The sequence below is a fragment of the Rhodothermus profundi genome (assembly GCF_900142415.1).
GTDB lineage: Bacteria > Bacteroidota > Rhodothermia > Rhodothermales > Rhodothermaceae > Rhodothermus > Rhodothermus profundi.
Window position 1 is genome coordinate 49,637 of the sequence record NZ_FRAU01000001.1, and the last position, 18,997, is coordinate 68,633.

The 18,997-nt window shown below is 59.9% G+C and carries 16 protein-coding genes and 1 tRNA gene; 7 read left to right on the forward strand and 10 right to left on the reverse strand.

Annotated elements, in window-relative coordinates:
* Positions 1 to 13: 13 nt before the first annotated feature.
* The 5 genes from BUA15_RS00200 to BUA15_RS00220 all read right to left on the reverse strand — a co-directional run bounded on the left by BUA15_RS00200 (position 14) and on the right by BUA15_RS00220 (position 6,842).
* Positions 14 to 730 (reverse strand): MotA/TolQ/ExbB proton channel family protein, encoded by a 717-nt coding sequence (locus BUA15_RS00200; protein WP_072713818.1) that lies wholly within the window; start codon positions 728 to 730, stop codon positions 14 to 16.
* Positions 731 to 742: 12 nt separating this feature from the next.
* Positions 743 to 1,813, reverse strand: a complete 1,071-nt coding sequence (locus tag BUA15_RS00205; protein ID WP_072713820.1) for an SPOR domain-containing protein — start codon at positions 1,811 to 1,813, stop codon at positions 743 to 745.
* Between the two features lie 24 nt (positions 1,814 to 1,837).
* Positions 1,838 to 2,044: an HU family DNA-binding protein gene (locus BUA15_RS00210; RefSeq protein WP_072713821.1), complete on the reverse strand. Its 207-nt coding sequence runs from the start codon at positions 2,042 to 2,044 to the stop codon at positions 1,838 to 1,840.
* Between the two features lie 61 nt (positions 2,045 to 2,105).
* Entirely contained in the window at positions 2,106 to 3,836 is a 1,731-nt protein-coding gene (locus BUA15_RS00215; RefSeq protein WP_072713823.1) for a porin family protein, read from the reverse strand.
* 3 nt (positions 3,837 to 3,839) lie between these two features.
* Positions 3,840 to 6,842, reverse strand: coding sequence for a tetratricopeptide repeat protein (locus tag BUA15_RS00220; RefSeq protein ID WP_072713824.1), 3,003 nt, complete (start codon positions 6,840 to 6,842; stop codon positions 3,840 to 3,842).
* A 193-nt stretch (positions 6,843 to 7,035) separates the two neighbouring features.
* Between BUA15_RS00220 and BUA15_RS00225 the strand changes: the two genes are divergently transcribed.
* The 5 genes from BUA15_RS00225 (at position 7,036) to BUA15_RS00245 (ending at position 10,374) form a co-directional block, all read left to right on the forward strand.
* Entirely contained in the window at positions 7,036 to 7,239 is a 204-nt protein-coding gene (locus BUA15_RS00225) for a hypothetical protein (RefSeq protein ID WP_072713826.1), read from the forward strand.
* Between the two features lie 37 nt (positions 7,240 to 7,276).
* On the forward strand, positions 7,277 to 7,978 hold the full coding sequence (locus tag BUA15_RS00230) for a hypothetical protein (protein WP_072713827.1): 702 nt from the start codon (positions 7,277 to 7,279) through the stop codon (positions 7,976 to 7,978).
* Positions 7,979 to 8,107: 129 nt separating this feature from the next.
* Positions 8,108 to 9,067 carry a PfkB family carbohydrate kinase gene (locus BUA15_RS00235; RefSeq protein ID WP_072713828.1) on the forward strand — a complete coding sequence of 320 codons (960 nt, stop codon included), beginning with the start codon at positions 8,108 to 8,110 and terminating at the stop codon, positions 9,065 to 9,067.
* Positions 9,057 to 9,485, forward strand: a complete 429-nt coding sequence (gene folB, locus BUA15_RS00240; protein WP_072713830.1) for a dihydroneopterin aldolase — start codon at positions 9,057 to 9,059, stop codon at positions 9,483 to 9,485. Before BUA15_RS00235 ends, folB begins: the two co-directional genes overlap by 11 nt.
* Positions 9,486 to 9,492: 7 nt before the next feature.
* Positions 9,493 to 10,374: an HDOD domain-containing protein gene (locus BUA15_RS00245; protein ID WP_072713832.1), complete on the forward strand. Its 882-nt coding sequence runs from the start codon at positions 9,493 to 9,495 to the stop codon at positions 10,372 to 10,374.
* Positions 10,375 to 10,378: 4 nt separating this feature from the next.
* Here BUA15_RS00245 and BUA15_RS00250 read toward each other — a convergent pair whose 3' ends face one another.
* The 3 genes from BUA15_RS00250 to BUA15_RS00260 all read right to left on the reverse strand — a co-directional run bounded on the left by BUA15_RS00250 (position 10,379) and on the right by BUA15_RS00260 (position 12,563).
* On the reverse strand, positions 10,379 to 11,383 hold the full coding sequence (locus tag BUA15_RS00250) for an agmatine deiminase family protein (protein ID WP_084660484.1): 1,005 nt from the start codon (positions 11,381 to 11,383) through the stop codon (positions 10,379 to 10,381).
* Between the two features lie 28 nt (positions 11,384 to 11,411).
* Positions 11,412 to 12,311 (reverse strand): carbon-nitrogen hydrolase, encoded by a 900-nt coding sequence (locus BUA15_RS00255; RefSeq protein WP_072713835.1) that lies wholly within the window; start codon positions 12,309 to 12,311, stop codon positions 11,412 to 11,414.
* Between the two features lie 168 nt (positions 12,312 to 12,479).
* Positions 12,480 to 12,563: transfer RNA gene (locus tag BUA15_RS00260), tRNA-Leu, on the reverse strand.
* Positions 12,564 to 12,681: 118 nt separating this feature from the next.
* On the opposite strand from BUA15_RS00260, the gene BUA15_RS00265 reads away from it, so the two are divergent.
* Positions 12,682 to 14,934, forward strand: coding sequence for a S46 family peptidase (locus BUA15_RS00265; RefSeq protein ID WP_072713837.1), 2,253 nt, complete (start codon positions 12,682 to 12,684; stop codon positions 14,932 to 14,934).
* A complete protein-coding gene (locus tag BUA15_RS00270; protein WP_072713839.1) occupies positions 14,931 to 17,204 on the forward strand; it encodes a S46 family peptidase in 2,274 nt (757 codons plus the stop codon). Before BUA15_RS00265 ends, BUA15_RS00270 begins: the two co-directional genes overlap by 4 nt.
* Here the strand turns inward: BUA15_RS00270 and BUA15_RS00275 are convergent.
* Together BUA15_RS00275 and BUA15_RS00280 are read right to left on the reverse strand one after the other, a co-directional pair.
* Positions 17,188 to 18,144, reverse strand: a complete 957-nt coding sequence (locus BUA15_RS00275) for an alkaline phosphatase family protein (RefSeq protein WP_072713840.1) — start codon at positions 18,142 to 18,144, stop codon at positions 17,188 to 17,190. The genes BUA15_RS00270 and BUA15_RS00275 overlap by 17 nt on opposite strands.
* The gene (locus BUA15_RS00280) at positions 18,102 to 18,995 is read right to left on the reverse strand and encodes a DNA-processing protein DprA (RefSeq protein WP_072713842.1); all 894 of its coding nucleotides are present in this window, start codon (positions 18,993 to 18,995) and stop codon (positions 18,102 to 18,104) included. The genes BUA15_RS00275 and BUA15_RS00280 overlap by 43 nt, the downstream gene beginning before the upstream one ends.
* Positions 18,996 to 18,997 lie beyond the last annotated feature (2 nt).

Here is an 18,997-nt window from a genome sequence, read left to right on the forward strand (position 1 = left end):
GCCTGATGCAGACTTAAAGGAGGGTTTCAGGTTGACGGCGCGGGCGTGGTACCGGCTCCTGCAATAGATCAATGAAATCGGTTGCGGACCGCTCCATGTCGTTAACAAGGCGGTTGATGCGCGTCAGCAGAAAATTATGGCCAAACAGGGCCAGAATCCCGACCACCAGACCAAAAGCGGTGGTGAGCAGAGCTTCCCAGATGCCACCAGCCAGCACGCTGGGGTTTACGTTACCCTGCAGATTCTGGATCTGCTGGAAGGCTTCAATCATGCCGGTAACCGTGCCGAGAAAGCCCAGCATTGGAGCAATGCCTGCGATGCTGGCCAGAATGTCCATGCGTTTTTCCAGCTCAAAGGCCTCATACTTGCCGGCTGCCTCTACCGCGTCGCGGATCTCTGCAATCGGACGCCCCAGGCGCTCCAGCCCCCGCCGTAGAATGCGGGTGATAGGCTTGTCTTGCGCCTCACAGTAAGCCAGGGCACCGCGAATGTCGCCCGCCTCTACGTAGTCGCGCACGCGATCCATAATCTGACGCGGGTCAATCTGGGCCCGCTGCAGGGTTATGAGCCGCTCGACAAATAAATAGATGGTAAGGAGCGACAGGAGCCCGATGGGAAGCATAACCCACCCCCCCTGAACCAGAATGTCCAGCAGCGACATGGATGAGGCAGGTGGGGCCAGGGCGCTTAACGTATCGGCTGGCAGCGAGACAGCTTGCAACAGCACCATAACAGACGTCGGTTATTGGATTGTGGAAGGTAGGCGTAGCACCCAGGCATCCGGAGGCAGCACGTTGCTAAGCTGACGTTTAGCCGCCAGCGCTTCCTCCGGTGAACCATACCGTCCAACCGCCACGCGGTACCGAGTGGTTCCGTTCATTGGAGTGGCCACGACCGTTACGGGTAGATCCTGGTTTGCCAGGGCGCGACGATAACGATCGGCCAGCCGCTCGGCGGCTGCCTGGCTTGTCACCGAACCAACAATCAGTGCGTAGCTTCCTGTAGGAGGCCGGGCAGGAGGTGCCTCCGTAGTCGGAGTCTCGGGTTCGGCCACAGCCGTATCGACTGGAGGAGGCAGGGCGGCGACAGTCGTTTCAGGGGGAGCCAGCCTTTCCGTTTCAGTCTGGGGAGGAGCTGGGGGGGGCACTTCTGGTTCTGATGGACGAGAAAACAGCAGGAACCAGACCGCCACCGCGCCAAGCATCACCACCAGCAGCGCAGCAGGAACCCATATTGGAAGACCACGACGGCGCTCTTCTTCAACCCGAATGCGAGGAGGACGGGGAGGCCGCAGGGGCGGTTCTGGAGGCGAAGCAGGAGGGGGTTCGGGTGCCGCTTCAGTGGGTGTTGGTTCGGGCTCGGCCTCCGAAGTGACTTCCGGAGACGGGGTAGGTTGCGCTTCAGCTTCATGAGGAGGTTCCTCAGGGGCGGCTTCTTCAGCCGGAGTTTCCTGGGATTCGGCAGGGCCTTCTACTTCATAAAAAGGAGAAGTAGGGGCTGCAACTTCTTCCGAGGTACTTTCTTCTGGCGGGATAACCTCAGTTTTGCGATAGGACTGGGCTGCAGGTGGCTCTACGGTAACCGGTTCCAACCCGGCGAAACGGTGGTTGACGGCCTGGGCCAGCGCTGCGTCTGGTTCAAACCGCAGCCCTTCTTCACTCCGGATGAGATGGCCCAGCCCGGGCAAGCTAGTCTGGCCTTCCTGTTCCAGTTGCTGCTGGAGCTGGGCAACCAACTGACGCAGAGCCGCTTCGGCGGCTTCTGGAGCGCAACCAAGTCGTTCGGCCAATTGATTAATCAGAGGCTCAGACATGCGACCGTTCAGGGTTGGTGTAGGTCAGGAGGTTTCAGGAGTAAAGGCAGGCAGATCGCGCGGTGGATGCAGCACGACCCGTCCATCCGGCAGCCGCTCGGTCGTGCTGCTGCGATGGTCCACGTAAAAGGTTCCCAGACCGGGAACGTGTACCGACTCGCCGCGCATCAGCGCATCTTGCACCAGCTCAGCCAGCGCTTGCGCTACTTGTTCCGGGGTAGGCGTTTCCATAGGGCCTCGCGTTAACCGTTCGTTTCCTAAAACTACAACCAAAATTGTACAGAATCCAAGACTACCAGCGAATTCGCATACCCGCGCTGAGGACGGCAGAGGGCTCCGGATAATGGAGCCAGCGAGTGCGGTAGCGACGAGGGGCCAGGTTCTCCAGGCGAACAACCAGGCCAATCGAAGGCGTAAGCTGATAGCTGGCTTGTAGGTCAAGATCCAGGTAGGGCGATAGTCGCTGCTGCCGGTTTAAGGAAGCATAACGCACGCCTTCGTAGCGTCCCATCCACTGAATGAAGCCGCGTTGCTGCGCAAACCGGTAACTGAGCAGCACAAGCGCCTGCCAGGTTGGTTCATAGGGAGTTCGTTGATTGATTTCGGATAGGCGTATCTGCTGATAGCGCAGGCTTACGGTTCCCTGCAGGCCGGAGGGCAACGTCAATGCGGCTCCGGCGCGGAGGTACCAGTGACGCTGCTTCGCATAGCTCAGTCGCGTTACGGAAGCAATCGGCGGAAAGGATCGCCGGGTCTGGTAGACGTAACGCTCCAGCGGCGCATGGACGAATCCTGCCGCCGTCTGCAACCGGATGGTTCCAAGGAAAAACTCGCTGCCCACTTCCAGGTCGATGCTGCGCAGAGCAGGCTGAGGAACCACCTGGTCGTCCAGCACAGGCGTTTCCTGCAGCAGGAGGTCCAGGCGATAGGCCTGCAAGGAGGGTTGCTGGCGCAGGTACAGGCGCGTGCCCGGGGCCGGGAACAGAGTCAGCTCCAGTACAGGTGACAGGTACAGCGCCCGGGTTGTGGTAGGGTCGGCTTGCAGACCCAGCACACGACTGCCCACCGTCAGGTGCAGGGCGGGTGAAAAATTAAACTGCCAGGCGATGCCCACAGCGACCGAGCGCACCTGAGCGGCGGTTGCTGGAGTAAGGGTGGCCAGGTGACCCTGAAGATCAAAATGGAGAGTCCCCGAAGCAAAAGGAGCACGTAGCGTGCTGCGCAGGTCCAGACGTTGCTCGCGGCGGTCGACTTCAGGCGAAGGTGGTGCGCTTCCACCCAAAAAGCCCGTTGGATACAGCGTTGCGTAGCGATTACTGCTCAGGCGAAGCTGCAGATAGCCTTCGAAGTCTTCCTGGGCAGCGGGAGCTATGCGCAACAGGGCGTAGCCAGCCTGGATTTCCCGTCGGGGGGCGCTGTAGGGAAGATCGCGGACCAGCCCGTACAGGCGATAAGTGTCGAACGTGCCGCCCAGCTCCAGGCTGGCCTGGAGCCGTCCGAAGTAGGTAAAACCTGCTTGAAGGTCGAGCAAGTCGTAGGGAGTTTCTAATTCGGGGCGTTCGGTAAACGGCCGAAATCCACTGCTTCCAGTGTAAACCAGCGATCCATAAGCAGTGAGCGTATGGGTAAGCGGATGTTCCAGGAAACCGTTGAACGAGCGGGTCAGGTAGCGTCCCAGCGTGCTTTCAAAAAGCCCCCGGGCTGGATTGCCGCGACCTATTGTGGCAATGGCAGGAGGCTCTGGTCGCTGCAGGGATACCGGGGTCAGCGAAGCGGCGGCCTGACGGTAGGGTTCCACGTAAGGCTGGCGATCCGGGGGAATCTGGGGAATCAGCGGAGGCGGATTAAAGCCAATGAGCGGTTGACGTTGCAGGGAAGGAAACGAGATTTCCAGCGTACCTCGAATCTCCACTTCGCGCGGAGCCAGGTCCGGTAGCATAATCCGGGCCGTATCAGACACCTGGGCTACGGCCGAAGCAGTGGCCATCCAACCCAGCAACAGCATACCCAGCGTGCGGTGCATGGTTTACAGCGTGGCTTTTTCCTGGGCGGCAATACGGGCGAACGACGTATTCGGAAATTCAGCAATAACCAGTTCATAGAGTCGGGCAGCCTCTCCTCGTTGACCCAGAGTGAGGAAAGCCCGAGCCTGCGTCAGGTACCCTCGGGCCAGCCATTCGGCATAGCCCGGAAAGAGGGTGGGCAGTCGGCTCAGCTCTTCAATGGCCCGGTGGGGATCGCCCCGTCGTAGCAGCAGCGCACCGAGACGATAGAGCGCCTCAGCTCCCGTTTCGTCCTGGGCGCGGCTAACAACCCTCCGGTACAGGCGTTCGGCTTCGTCGAATTGGCCCGCGGCGTCAGCCAGCCGAGCGTGCGCAAGCAGCAATACAGGTGGCAATGCATTTGCGGCAAAGTGCGTTTGCGCCTGCGTCAGGACCTGACGCGCTTCGTCCAGGCGTCCGAGCTCCAGCAAGGCAACGATCTGGCCATAGAAGGCACGGGCCATCAAGTCTGAGCGTTGCGCAGCCAGCGTTACCAGCCGTTGATAGCTCTGCAGGGCAGCTTCGTAGCGTTCCTGTTTTAGCTGCGCCGCGCCTAGCAGCAGCCAGGCCTCGGGCACGCGTGGGTGTTCTGCGTAGGTAGCCAGTAGTTGTTGCAGCGTGCGTTCGGCCTGATCATACAGCTCCTGTTCCATGTAGAGCGTGGCCAGATAGTACAGGGCCTCGCCCATGAGATCGGGTGCATGATCACCGCGCACGAAGGTTTCGAGAGCCTGCATGGCTTCTTCAGAGCGGCCGCTGCGGTAGAGCGCTTCCGCTCGCCGGAAGCGCAGCTCATCCACGATGCGCGTGTTCGGATAGGCCGTGGCGAATGAGTCGATCAGGGCTTCGGCTCGCGCCTCCTTGCCGGCTGCAATGAGCGCGAAGTGAATGCTGGTAGCCGCATCGGCGACGAACGGACTCCGGGGGTAGCGCTCCAGCACGCGTTTGTAGGCGTTGATGGCTGCTTCCAGTCGGCCTGCATTGAACAGGGCATCTCCAATGCCATACTGGGCTTTAGCAGCCAGCGGGTCGTCGGGGGCCAGTTCGATAAGACGACGATAGGCCGCGATGGCCTGATCGTACTCCTGATTCAGGAAATGGATGTAGCCGATCTGGTAGAGGGCTTCTTCGCGCCATGTGCTCTCTGGATGCTCTGCAAGCAATTGGTTAAAGGTGCGCAGCGCTTCCTCATAGTTCCCTGCGTTATAGTATGCCTGTCCGATCTGATAGCGGGCATAATCGCTTGCTCCTTCGGTAGCGGCCTGCTGGTAATAGCGAATGGCTTCAGGATAACGCTTGAGCGCGTAGTAACTGTCGGCCAGGCGAAGCAGCGCGTCGAGCCGGTAGGGAATGGCTTCGTCAGCGCGACGGTACGCCTGCAGAAACCGCTGAAAGGACTGGATCGCGGCTTCGTAGCGTTGCTGTCGGAAATAGACCCAACCGAGCGCGTAGTGCGCTGCTTCGACGTGCGCACCATTGGGAAAATGGCGCAGATACTCCTGAAAGAGGGCCTCGGCGCGTTCCAGTTGATCCAACTGATAGAAACTTTCGGCCGCCCAGAAAAGCGCATCGCCTGCTTTCGGACCGCGTGGATCCTGCTGGTAAAGCTCCATGAATGCGCTGCTGGCTGCCGCATAGTTCTGCTGACGGTAATGCAGCCAGGCTTTTTGAAAAGCAATTTCAGTGCGCAGCCGGGGCGAGGCAGCTTGCAGCGCGATCGCGCGGTCGAAACTTTCCAGCGCTTCATCAAACCGGCCGAGCGCTATAGCCGTGTAGCCACGCATGCGAAGCGCATCCCCTAACAACTCGCTGTCGGCATAGGTACGCACCAGAAAATCGAAGGCGTCATGCGCTGCCTCCCAGCGACGCATCTCGTACAGGAGAAGCGCCCGCTCAAACTGGGCATGCGGCGCCAGGGGACTGTCGGGCCATTCGAGCACTACGGTTTTGAAAAGCTCAAGGGCCTGCTGCGGTTCGTGGGCCAGTTTTCGACAGACGGCTTCGTAGTAGGTGGCCTTCATGGCCAGCGTATCGCGCTGTCCTTCGCGGACCTGCTGGAAGTGGTCAGCGGCCCACTGGTACACTCCTTCGAAGTAATAATTCCAGGCCAGACCATAGAGCGCCTGGCGGTAATAGGGGCTGGCCGGGTTTTCCAGAACCCGCCGGTAGTAGACAATAGCATTTTCGCTATCGCGAAGCTGATTGTAGGATTCAGCCAGGAGCAACCAGGCTTGCTGGCGTGCCTGGCCATGCAAATCGGGAAGCCGGCGTTCTACCTCTTCGATGGTGCGGCGATAGTCCCCTAATTCATAGTACACCTGAGCCAGCGCCAGCCCCAGATGTCGGGCTTCAGGAGCATTGGGGTAGCGGGCGGCCAGTACTTCAAACGTGCGCGCAGCTTCGTCGTAGGCCCCTGTTTCCACTTGCGTATAGGCGAGTGCCAGCAGGGCCTGTGGTGCCAGACGGGTGTGCGGGTAGGTGTCGGCAAGCCGACGATAGTAGCCCATGGCTTCGGACGGACGTGCCAGCCGTTGAGCGGCTTCGGCCATCCAGAACAGGGCGCGGGCGGCCTGCGCGTCGGGCACGCCGGGGCGCAGGGCCTGGCGGAAGGCCTGGCGCGCCTGCTCATACTGTCCCATGTCGAAAAAGTACTTACCCAGAGCAAGCTGAGCTTCGTAGACCAGCGGATGCGTTGGATAGCGCGCAGCAAATAGACGGAGCAGGGCGGCAGCCTCGTCGGTCTGGCCAAGAGCCAGACGCGCCTCCGCTTCATAAAAAAGAGCCTCAGCCGTGCGGGTGTCGTTCGGATAAATGCTGCGAAATTGAGCAAAAGCCTGGGCTGCCTGCGTGTAAAAACCATCGCTGTGAAGGGCCAGCGCATGGGCAAAGGAAGCCTCTGGGCCCGGTGGAGCCGGCTGGGCGTAGAGTATAACCGGTACGGACAATAGAACGCTCAGAAAACTGAGCCACCCGGCAGTGCGCAACATGGTCGGTGTGGTTATTTCCCGCGTCGCTTAACCAACGCAAAACGTGTGGTCAAAATTATGTTGGTGAACCAACGCGCTACTGTTAACAATGTTGTAATTGTCCCTTATCTACTGGAACGTTCGGCCTTCTCTCAGGAAAAATACAGCAAAGCTGGGGCAAAAAGCGGATTCATCTTAAAACAGGAGGAGATCTATGGTTGAGCAGGCTGATAAGGTGCGGAAACCGCAGGCGGAGACGACGGGCGCTCAGGAACGCCCTACTCCTCTGGAGGCGCTGGAGCAAACATCCACTTCAGGAATAGCGGCGCTGAAGCAGTGGGTGCAAGAAAACCAGGGAATGGCCATGGCTATAGCTTTTGCTGTGGGCGTGTTTCTGGGCGTGCTCTGGCGGCGATAATTCTGGAAGGTGAACCCTAAACTGGGAGGAGGTAGCCGTGGTAACGCAGAAAAAACGCGCGCAGACTGCTTCTTCCGCTCCCGAAGCCAAGGAGGGGCGGCGCGAGCCTGATGAAACGACGCGCCAGGAACTGATCGATACGTATGAGAAAATGCGCCAGGAGTTAAACGAGGCCTTGCAGCGTTTGCGGGAACAGTTGGCCCGTCTGGATACGCAGGCGGCTGCGCAACGCGCGCGCGACTGGATTGCTGAGAATCCTACCGTGGCGGTGTTGCTGGCTATGGGAGTGGGCGTGCTGGCCGGTCGTCTGGCGACTATCGCCATGCAACCTGCCCCACCGCCTCTGAGCGAGCGGGCGCGCCGCCAGGCGGAACGGCTGGCGCGTCAGGCCCGCAAGCGGGCGCGCCGGTTGCGTCGACAGCTTGCGGAGCAGGTGGAAGATCTGAGTGAAACGGTGGTCGAACGAGCCCGCACGTTACGGAAAGAATTGCCTGAACAAGCTGCCGAACTGAGCGAACGTATCCGAATGCAGGCGGAGACGCTCAGCAAGCTGCTGGCTGAGCAGGCCTCGGAGGCGGCGGAATCACTCGAGGCTACCGCCCGTCACACCTCCAAACGCCTGAAGCTGGAAGCGCGCCGCGGATTGGAGACCGCTGAAACGCTTCTGGGAGCAGCGACAACCGCTGTCGCTGTTGCTGCTTTGAAAAAGCTGAACGACTGGATGCGGCGCCTTCGCTAATTTGCCAAAAAAATCTGTTCGGATTACACGCAGTCGGCACAATTGCTGTATCTTTGCAGAGCGTTCGGGGGCAACAGTCGTTGTCCTCGAACGCTTTTGTGAGTATAGAAGCTTACTTGTGGACAAACAGTGAGTATTCTAGTTGTTGGAACGGTTGCGCTCGATTCGGTCGAGACGCCCTTCGGTGCTGCGCATCGGCTGCTAGGAGGTAGTGCTACCTATATCGCGCTGGCTGCCAGCTATTTCTGGGCTGACGTGCGCTTGGTAGCAGTGGTCGGGCGCGATTTCCCGGCAGCCTATCGGCAGGTGCTCCAGCGGGCCGGTATTGACCTGGAAGGATTGCGCCTCAACGAGGAAGAAGATACCTTTGCCTGGGGTGGACGCTATCATTATGATCTGAATGACCGCGACACGCTTTACACGCACCTCAATGCGCTGGCCTCGTTCGATCCCGTTTTGCCCGCCACCTACCGCAATAGCCAGATCATCTGTCTGGGCAATCTGGATCCGCGGCTGCAGCAGCGGGTGCTCGATCAGGTGTCCAGTCCGGCTTTTGTAATCTGTGACACGATGAACTATTGGATCGAGCACACGCCTGAAGCGTTGCACGCAGTGTTGCGTCGCGTCGATTGCCTGGTGGTCAACGATGCCGAGGCGCGCCAACTGGCCGCGGAGCCCAATCTGATTCGGGCAGCCCGTAAGATTCAGACAATGGGCCCGCGCATTGTGATCATCAAAAAAGGCGAGCACGGTGCGCTGTTGTTCTTCGAAGAGGCGATCTTCAGCGCGCCGGCTTATCCACTGGAGGATGTGTTCGATCCGACGGGGGCCGGTGATACATTTGCGGGGGCGATGGCGGGTTTTCTGGCCACGCAGCGGCGTTTTGATGAGGCCGCGCTCCGGCAGGCGGTAGTATACGGCAGTGCACTTGCCTCTTTTGTGGTGGAGCGTTTTGGACCGGAGCGCTTGTTGGCACTCACGCCAGAAGAGATTGCGCAACGGGTGGCTGCTTTGCGGCAGCTGACCGCGTTCCCGGAATGCGATCTCCGGCCGTTGCTCGTGCAGTCCGGACTCAATCATGCAACCTGAACCCATCCACCTGGCTCATACAACGATTCCGGTGGCGCCGGGCCGGTCACGCGGCATCGTGCGTCTGGTGAATGCTGTCTTCTACGCGCACCACGGCGTAACGCAGGAAGAACATCGCATTGGTGGACGCTACGAAGTGGACGTCGCGATGGAACTGAACGTGGACGAAGCGGCCAAAGCCGATGCCCTGGAAAAGACAGTGGATTATGAAGGAGTGTACCGCCTGGTGCGCGAGGTTGTGACCGGCAATAAATTTTATCTGATCGAACGATTAGCTTACAAGATCGCGCACCGTGTGTTGGAAGTCTATCCCATCGTGGAAGCGATAGAAGTGACGGTGCGTAAGCCAAATCCGCCGGTAGGAGGGGCCTGCGACCGGGCAGAGGTGACGTACAGCTACCGGCGGGGCAAATCCTGACAGAGCTATGGCTGCGGAAACGACGCTGACGCTGGATGCACAGCGGGCGCTGGACGTTGCGCAGACCGAAAAGCTGTTGCGAGGGGTGCTGATTCCACCGCGTCCTGCCTTACTGGTTGCCGTACTGGAGGAGCAGGGAAGGCCAGAGCCTGACCTAGAGCGCATCGCCAGGCTTATCAGCGAGGACGTCGCGCTGGCTGCCAGCACGCTCAAACTGGTCAATTCTCCACTTTTTGGCCTGGCGCGTCCGGTGGTAGATATCCAGCATGCCGTGCGGATGCTGGGCCTGAGGAACATCACCAGTCTGATTACCGGATTGCTCCTGCACCAGGCGTTTCGCAATCAGCGCGGCGCCTTTATGGAGCGTTTCTGGCGAAAAGCGGAGCGCATGGCGTACACAACTGCACTCATTGCGCGCTGGTGTGCTCGGGTAGCGTCTGAAGAAGCGTATGCGCTGGGGCTTTTCTGCGATTGCGGCGTGCCCCTGCTGTTGCAACAATTCCCGGCCTATCCCGGCATCTATGCAGCAGCAGAGCGGGAGGCCCATACGCGTCCCTTTATCGAGGTAGAGCATGAACGCCTGGGGACCGATCACGCAGCCGCCGGATTTCTGCTGGCGCGTTCCTGGAAACTGCCGGCCGATCTTTGCCAGGCGATTCTGCGCCACCATGACGCGATCGATTATTACCAGCGAGAAGCGCCCGATCCGACCGTCGATAAGCTGGCGCTGCTGCTGACCGCTCAGCATGTGTTGCGGCTTTATGCAGAGCAGCCTCCTGCCGCCGAGTGGCAGACCGTAGGTGCCTCGGTCCTGGCCTACCTGGGCATAGAGGAGGCAGCTCTGTTCCAGTTGATTCGCCTGCTGCGTGAATCAAACGAAAAGGCCTGATTACTTACAGGGCAGGTACCTGCTGCGTCAGGCAGTGCAGAGCCCCCAGGCCTCGAATGATGGCGCGGCAGTCGATGGGCACAACAGTTCGATCTGGAAAGCATTGCTGCAAAAGCTGCTGCGCTTTTTCATCGTGCACGTCGCCGTAGGCAGGCATGAGCACGAGCTCATTGGCAATGTAGAAGTTCGCATAGGTGGCTGGTACGCGTTCGCCCGCTATTTCCAGAGGGGCGGGCATGGGCAGTTCCACGATCTGCAGGGGCCGGCCGTCTGAAAAACGAAAAGCGCGCAGCCGCTCCAGATTGTCCTGGAGGGGGTCATAGTTTGGATCCTGAGGATTGGTTTCAACGACGGTTACGACGACGTCTTCCGCAACAAAACGCGTCAGGTCGTCCACGTGTCCGTCGGTGTCGTCGCCTGCAAGGCCTTGTCCCAGCCAGAGAATCTGGCGGATTCCCAGAAAGTCTTGCAGCCGTTGTTCGATGGCGCTGCGGTTAAGATGCGGGTTGCGGTTCGGATTCAGCAGGCACTGCTCTGTGGTCAGCAGGACGCCGGCACCGTTCGTGTCGATAGAGCCGCCTTCAAGGATCATGGCCCCTTCGAAAATGGGGACATTGAGCGCTTCTGCCATGCGTCGCGCTACCCGGGCATCTCGATCCCAGGGCGGATACTTGCCCCCCCAGCTATTGAAGCCCCACACGGTGGCTGCCAGTGTGCGTTGTTGCGGGTGCACCACAAAGAGGGCTCCGTAATCACGAATCCAGGCATCATCCGTAGGGATGTGGAAAAACCGTACCGGTCCGCAGACCCCTGCTTCGTCCAGCAGTCGCCGCACGTGCTGCTCGTGCGCTGCGTCATTGACGTTGATGTAGACAGCCTCGCGGCGGCTGAGCAGGCGCACCACCTGGGCTATGGTGCGTTCGACTTGCTCCAGTTCGTCGGGCCAGGTTTCGCGGTTGTGGGGCCAGGAGAGCCAGGTAGCGCGGTGCGGGGCCCACTCCGGGGGCATCCGAAACCCCCGGGCTGCCGGTGTGGGTTCAACCGTCGGGGTCCAGGAAGCGGCGGGTAAGTGCGGCATAGGCATCGGTCCGTCGGTCCCGTAAAAACGGCCAGGTCGTGCGAAAACGTTCGATAAAGGCAAGGTCCAGTTCGACCACCAGCACAGCTTCTTCATCCACGGGCGCGCGGGCCAGCACGGTACCGTCCGGGGCTGCTACGAAACTCTGCCCCCAGAAATGGATACCCTGAGATGAGGCGCCCGGTGGGGCAGGCTCAAACCCGGTTCGGTTGACGGCCACAACGTAGCAGCCGTTCGTGACAGCATGGGCGCGTTGGACCAGCTCCCACGCCTCATGCTGGGCTGCCCTTTCGGTTGTTTCTTCTTCTGGAAGCCAGCCAATGGCTGTCGGATAGAAAAGAATCTGAGCTCCCTGCAGGGCGGTCAGACGAGCAGCTTCCGGAAACCACTGATCCCAGCAGATGAGGGTGCCAATGCGCACACCCGCTGTGTCAAATACGCGAAAGCCCAGATCGCCGGGCGCGAAATAATACTTTTCTTCAAAAAGAGGGTCGTGAGGAATGTGCATCTTGCGATATTTTCCCAGATACCCCTGCTCTGGATCAAGCACAACGAGCGTGTTGTGATACAGCCCATCCGTGCGCTTTTCAAACACGCTGGCCAGGATAGAGACGTTTTGCTCGGCTGCCAGCGCTGCCAGGTATTCGGTCGTCGGGCCTGGGATGGGCTCAGCCAACTGAAAGTGCTGTGGATCTTCGTGTTTGCAGAAGTAAGGTGTGCGAAACAGCTCGGGCAGGCAGACAATGCGAGCGCCCTGCCGGACGGCCTCCCGGATGCCAGCCGCAGCCCGCTGCAGGTTCTGCGCCGGATCTTCACTGCAGCGCATCTGGACAAGCCCGACGTTCAGCGTGTTCGCCATGGCGCGCAGGTAGCATGGGTGCGGGCTGCTCAATGCGCAACGGCCTGTAGGGTTTCCGTAGGCCCTGTTGGAGTAGCAAGGCAAGCGGAAAGAGCGGGGCGTCGAAGCCTGGCGCTTCAGAAAAAGCGAATAAAAAAAGCCCCTGCCTGCTGGCAGGGACTTACGCTGTGCGAAAGGGGGGACTCGAACCCCCACGGCCTTACGGCCACGAGATCCTAAGTCTCGCGCGTCTACCAGTTCCGCCACTTTCGCACATTCTCCACGGACGTCTTAAATATATTGCGGAGCGAAGAGAGGTTCCAGAGGCAGGTGCGCGGTAAACCCAAAAATCGCTATTTTTGAAACGGACTTTAAACGACAGGCGAGTCCCATGAAACGAACGCTGCGCTTGCTCCCGTTGCTGAGCCTGGTGCTCTTTTTCGGATGCGCAACCGGCCGGCCTGCCACTACGGTACAGGCTCCTGCTGCGCCACCTCCTCCCCAGACAGTACCTGAAGCACCGCTTGCGCCTCGTGCCATGCCGACACTGGACACGGTGCGCGCCGGGCGCTTCGACAACGGTAAAATGTGGACATTTGACGATCCTCCCATTGATTACTTCGCTGAGGCCTACGGTTTTCGGCCCGATTCGGCCTGGTTCCGGCGGGCGCGGCTGGGAGCCCTGCGTATTCCAGGCTGTTCGGCGTCGTTCGTCTCGCCCAATGGGTTGGTCATGACCAATCATCATTGCGGGCGGGAAGCGATCGTAGCCGTTAGCCGTCCGGGCGAAAACTTGCTGGACAACGGCTTTTATGCCCGTTCGCTTGGCGAAGAGCGCCGCGTCGAAGACTACTACGCCGATCAACTCATCGAAATCCGAGATGTGACCGATGAGGTCTATGCTGCATTGGCCGGTGCGGAGACGGATGCCGAGCGGGCTATGGCACGCCAACAGGCTATTGATGCGATTGAAAAACGATTGTTGGAAGAAAAAGGGGGAGAAGAGGCAGGCTATGTGGTCGAAGTCATTGCGCTTTACAATGGCGCTAAATATTCGGCCTACATCTTCAAGCGCTATCATGACCTGCGGTTGGTGATGGCGCCGGAGTTGCAGATGGGGTACTTCGGAGGGGATCCGGACAACTTCACCTATCCGCGCTATGCACTTGACGTAACGTTCTTCCGCATTTATGATGAAAACGGTGCACCTCTGCGCACGACCCACTACTTCCGCTGGAGCCGTGACGGGGTTGAAGAAGGTGATGTCGTCTTTGTTATTGGCAATCCTGGATCGACCAGTCGGCTGCAAACCGTCGCGCAGCTTGAGTTTCGGCGCGACATACTTGAACCAGCCATCCTGCGGCTGATCCAGACGCGCATGGCTGCGCTGCAGGACTACCTGCGCGAGTTGCCTGAAGGACCTGAACGGGAGGAAATTCGCAACGAAGTCTTCGGTCTCAGCAATGCAGAGAAGCTTTACACCGGCCGCGTCAAAGGACTGCGGGACCCCTACATTATCGCGCGCCGCCGCGACGCAGAGCGGCGTTTCCGAGAGGCGCTGCGCCGCGACTCGACGCTGGCGCGTACGTACGATCCCCTCTTTGAGCGTATGGCCGAGCTGGTGGCGCAGCAGCGGGACTATGCAGCCGAGTTGCAAGCATTTCTGGCCTTCAACCCGAACAGTGGGCTGAGCAGTACAACCGTGCGCCGCGCCATCCTGGCCTATCTCTACGTAAATCAACAGCAGGCCGGTGCTTCCGACGAGCAGCTTGCAGAATTGCGGGACGAAATGCTGGGGATCGCGGATCAACCCGTAGGGGTGCAGTGGCGCTACCTGAAGGCGCGTCTGGAAGACTTTGTGCGCTACTTTGGCGAGGATAGTCGACTCGTGCAACAACTGCTGCAAGGACGTTCGCCCGAGGAAGTGGCCCGCCATATCATTCACAACTCGGTGCTACGGGACTCGGCGCAGACCGCGCAAGCGCTGGCCCAGGGCACACTGACCATGGAGGATCCAGCGGTGCAACTGGTGGCAACTGTATGGCCGCGTTTTCAGGCGTTCCAGAGTGCCTGGGCCGGTATCTCGGCGCAGCAGCAGGAAATTGCCAGCCAGCTCGGGCGGGCCCGCTATGAGGTGTACGGCACTTCGGTACCACCCGACGCTACCTTCTCCCTGCGCATCGCCGATGGAGTGGTCAAAGGGTACACGTACAATGGTACGATGGCGCCACCCTACACGACGTTCTATGGGCTCTACGACCGCTACTATGCCTTTGGGCCGGGTACGGACTGGGAGCTGCCCGAGCGCTGGCTGCATCCGCCCGAAACCTTTGATCGCTCCACGCCGCTGAACTTCGTAGCCACGGCTGACATCATCGGAGGCAATTCTGGATCGCCTGTGATCAATCCGAAACTGGAAGTGGTCGGACTGATCTTCGACGGCAATATTGAGAGCCTGCCGGCCGACTACATTTACATGCCAGATCGTGGCATGCGGGCTATTGCCGTAGACGTACGAGGAATTCTGGAGGCGCTTGACGAAATCTATGATGCCGACCGACTGGTGCTGGAGCTGACAACCGGACGGCTGGTGCGCTCCGAAGAAGAAGCTGATGCCTTGATGAACCGCGGGCGTGAACAATGAATCGGTCTTACTGGATTGTTGCGCTGAGCCTGACGCTGGCTGCGCTGAGTCTCCAGTGTGCCGGGCCGCGCGAAACCGCCCGTCTGGTGGCAACACCTCCTCTGGTAACGGAGGCAGAAACCACGGCGGTAGTCAGGGTGCAGCGCGTCGGGAAGGCCTCCTGGATAGGAAGGGACACGGTACGGAGCGGACGGTTCGATACGGGACGGCTCTGGACGTTTGAAGCGCCTCCGCTGGACTACTGGGAAGCAACCTACGGCTTTCGTCCCGACTCCGCCTGGCTGACGCATGCGCGCATGGGAGCACTGCGGCTGGTCTTTGAAAGCGGCCGCTGCTCGGGTGCTTTTGTTTCCCTCTACGGACTGGTCGTAACCAACCATCACTGCACCTGGGAAAGTCTTGATCTCATTGACCGCCCCGGAGAAGCCTTGTTGGAAGAAGGATTCTATGCGGCGACCCTGTCGGAGGAGCGGCGGCTGCCCGGCCTGTATGCCGAGCAGCTTCTGGAGGCCCGCGACGTGACGGCTCAGATTGCCCGGGGTCTAGAGGAGATTCGCGACGACGTAGCACGGGAACGCCTGCGCAACCGCCGCCTGGAACGCCTCAAGCAGCAACTGGAGGCGGAAGTCCGATCGCGAGACACCACGCTACACGTAGAAATTGTTCCGCTGTACTACGGGGCGCGCTATACCGCCTACATCTGGCGTCGCTATTACGACGTGCGTCTGGTCATGACCCCCGAGTTGCGTGTCGGCTATTTCGGGGGGGACTATGATAACTTCACGTATCCCCGCTACAGCCTGGACATCAGCTTTCTGCGCATTTATGGAGCAGATGGACAGCCCCTGAAAAGTCCCTGGTACTTCCGCTGGAATAGGGAAGGTGCTCAGCCTGGCCAGCTTGTCTTTGCCATAGGCCATCCCGGCGCCACGCGGCGTCACATGACTGTGAGTCAGCTTGAATTTGAACGCGACTACACGCTGCCGCAGCGGCTCCGGCTGCTGCGACGCCGCGCACAGATTCTGGAACGTTATCTCCACCAACAACCAGACTCGGCCGACATCTATGGGTTGCGCAGCGTGTACTTCGCACTGAAGAACACTATCAAAGCCACGGAAGGGCAGCTTCAAGGGTTGCGCGATCCATACCTGCTGGCGCGCAAGCAGGCAGCCGAGCGGGCGCTACGCGACAGTATGATGGCTAACGATTCGCTGCGCAACCGCTACGGCAATGTGTTTGCGCAGCTCGAAGCCCTGCAGCGCAGCAAGGCAGCGGCAGCTCCGCAAACCGCCGCCTTCCAGTTTTTTGGAACCAGCACGCTCCTGAGCTCCCATATCCTGCTGCGCGCACTCTTTGGTTATGCGCACGACGTAATGCGCCGACGGGGTGCGTTCGCAGCCCGCCTGGCTGAGCTGCGGCGGGAGGCGCTCAAAATCCGAAATTGGCCCGACTCGGTCGAAGTGGGTTATATCACGGCTCGCCTGGAAGAGCTGCGCGACTATCTGGGACCGCAGCATCCGAGCGTGCAACGCCTGTTAGGCGATCGAACACCGGCCGAGGTAGCGCGCGATCTGGTAGCACGTACGGCACTGAAAGACTCGGCTGCCTTTGCGCGGCTGCTGCAGGAAGGATACCTGCAGAGCGGTGACGCATCGGTGCCGGTAATCGAGGTGCTCGGACCCCTGTACTTTACGCTTGGCCAGCAACTTGATCAGTTCGAAGCGCGCGAGCGTTTCCTGAATGCACGCCTGGCGGCGCTCCGCTTTGCCGTTTATGGGCGCACCGTACCTCCCGACGGAACGGGCACGCTGCGGATTGCCGATGGGCGCATTGAAGGCTACGCTTACAATGGGACGCAAGCGCCAGCGTTTACTACGTTTTACGGCATGTATGATCGGTTCTACAGCTTCCGGGGACGGAGTGGCTGGAGCTTGCCGGCGCGGTGGCTGACGCCTTCCGAAGCGTTTGAACGGGCAACCCCGCTTAATCTGGTAGCTAGCACGGACATTTCAGGAGGCAGCTCTGGGTCGGCCCTGATTGATCAGGAACTCCGTCTGGTGGGCGTCATCTTTGACAGTAATCTGGAGGGACTGGCCGGCAGTTATATCTACATGCCGGATCGGGGCATGCGCGCTGTAGCGGTCGATAGTAGAGGCGTGCTGGAGGCCCTTCGCGACCTTTACGGAGCCGATCGACTGGTGCTGGAGTTGACGGCCGGGAAGCTGGTGTCGGATGAAGCGGAGGCAGAAACGCTCATGGAGATGAATTAGCGGTATCTTCTAGTGCGGCCACAATCGCAGGCGTTACGTCGCGCAGGTCATGGGCATGGCGGAAGCAGGTTGCCCCCCGTCCATAGACAAACAGGGGAACAGGATTGCGCGTGTGCGTGCGGACGCGCAGGTCTTCCAGGTTACCATGGTCGCTGGTAACAACAAGCAGATGACATTCAGGGTCAAGGAGTGCAACCAGTTCGGTAAAGAAGCGGTCCAGCGATGCGAGCACCCATTGAGCTTCGCTTGCGTCTTGCCGGTGACCGGCCTGATCGGTCAGGAAGTACTCAAAGAGCGTGAAATCGTGGCGTTGGGCCAGGGCAAGTAGCTGGCGGGCTGCTCTGGATTCATCAACAGGCGTAATCGGAAAACCGGCTGTCCGCAGGCGCCGGCCTGTCAGGTCGGCTGCTACCGCTTCACCACGCTCCAGGTCGTCCAGCGTGCGCAATCGGACGCCTGCCTCCCGACAGCAACGAGTGGTGACGCTCCAGCGGTCACGTTGCTGAGCATAAGCAAAAAAGGGAGGTGGATAGGCATTAGCAAACGCCACGGAAAAGCCTCGTGTTTTCAGACGTTGGAACAGATTGTATTGAGCAAGCAGGGGGCGGGTTCGAGAGTGGGCAAAGGGGCCGTAGTGGCGGCCTGCAATGCGTGGCGCATTGAAGCCGGTTAGCAGAGCGGTCTGGCCGGTGCCGCTTTGCGGCAGGCCGGGCACGCCCAGCGTAGCATCCAACGATCGGAAGACGTGCCGGGCGCTGTGAAAAAATTGCGCCTGGCAGGTCCAGCACTGACCGCGGCTGAGCTGGGCAAGCCCGGGCCAATCGGTTGCCAGTGGATTATGCGAATGGGGCGGGCCCAGCCCAACCCCATCCAGGAAGACAAACAGCACGTGCAGTTTCAGTCGGTTGGTGAAGTGCGACGAGCTGCTTCGACTACCCATTCAAAATCGACAGATTCGCGGATAGAATGCACTTCTGGTAGGGTACGGGTACTGATATCAAAAACCGATAGATGCGTCTGCACTGCCCACTCAAGCGCGGCTTGCTCCGGCGTTTCGGCGCGGGGCTCGACAAAGACCGCCACATGCGCCAGCGCCGTTTGCAGAAGCGCGCGCTGGCGGTCACGCTGCGCACTTACGCGCTGTTCCATGAGAAAAGGAGAAAGCAAAAGGCCTCCTGCTCGCAACGTAGCCGTTGCAACAGGCCGCATAGGCGGTAGTAGCTGGGCAAGTCCGGTATGAGCAACCATGATGGCCGGGTAAGGACGGGGGGCATTGTGGCAGAGCTTCTGCACGGCTATATCAAAACCAGACAACGCACCGGTTACCGGAATGCAGCCCGCTTCGATCAGGTGTAACGTCAGGTTCTGCGCGCGTTCGTGCGATGCTTCGGATATCGGGGGGCGCGCCAGCAAGGCAACCATGGGGCGCTCAAGCAGTTTCAGGTTCCCAAAGGCAAAGAGTAAAAAAGGACGTTGCGGTTCAGGGAGCCTTTCTAACCTGGAGGGCCAGGGTTCGTCGTGGGGTGTTAAGACGCGAACGCGCCTGGTGATCAGCTGGGTCAGCTCAGCTTTTGCCTGTTCGCGCATCTGATGCAGGAGCGCAGCGTTGAAGAGCTGAGCGAGTCGCTGCGCTCCTCGTGGACAGTGACTCAGTGCGGCGCGCAGGGCTTCTGGAGAGTAAGCGTGCAAGGCTTCAAAATGGCCGATGGTGCGCACGGCCCATCCTGCTGCCGTCCAATCATCCGGCAACAGCCGGGCTATTGTCAGGGCGAAAAGTGTCGTGGCCGTCACGG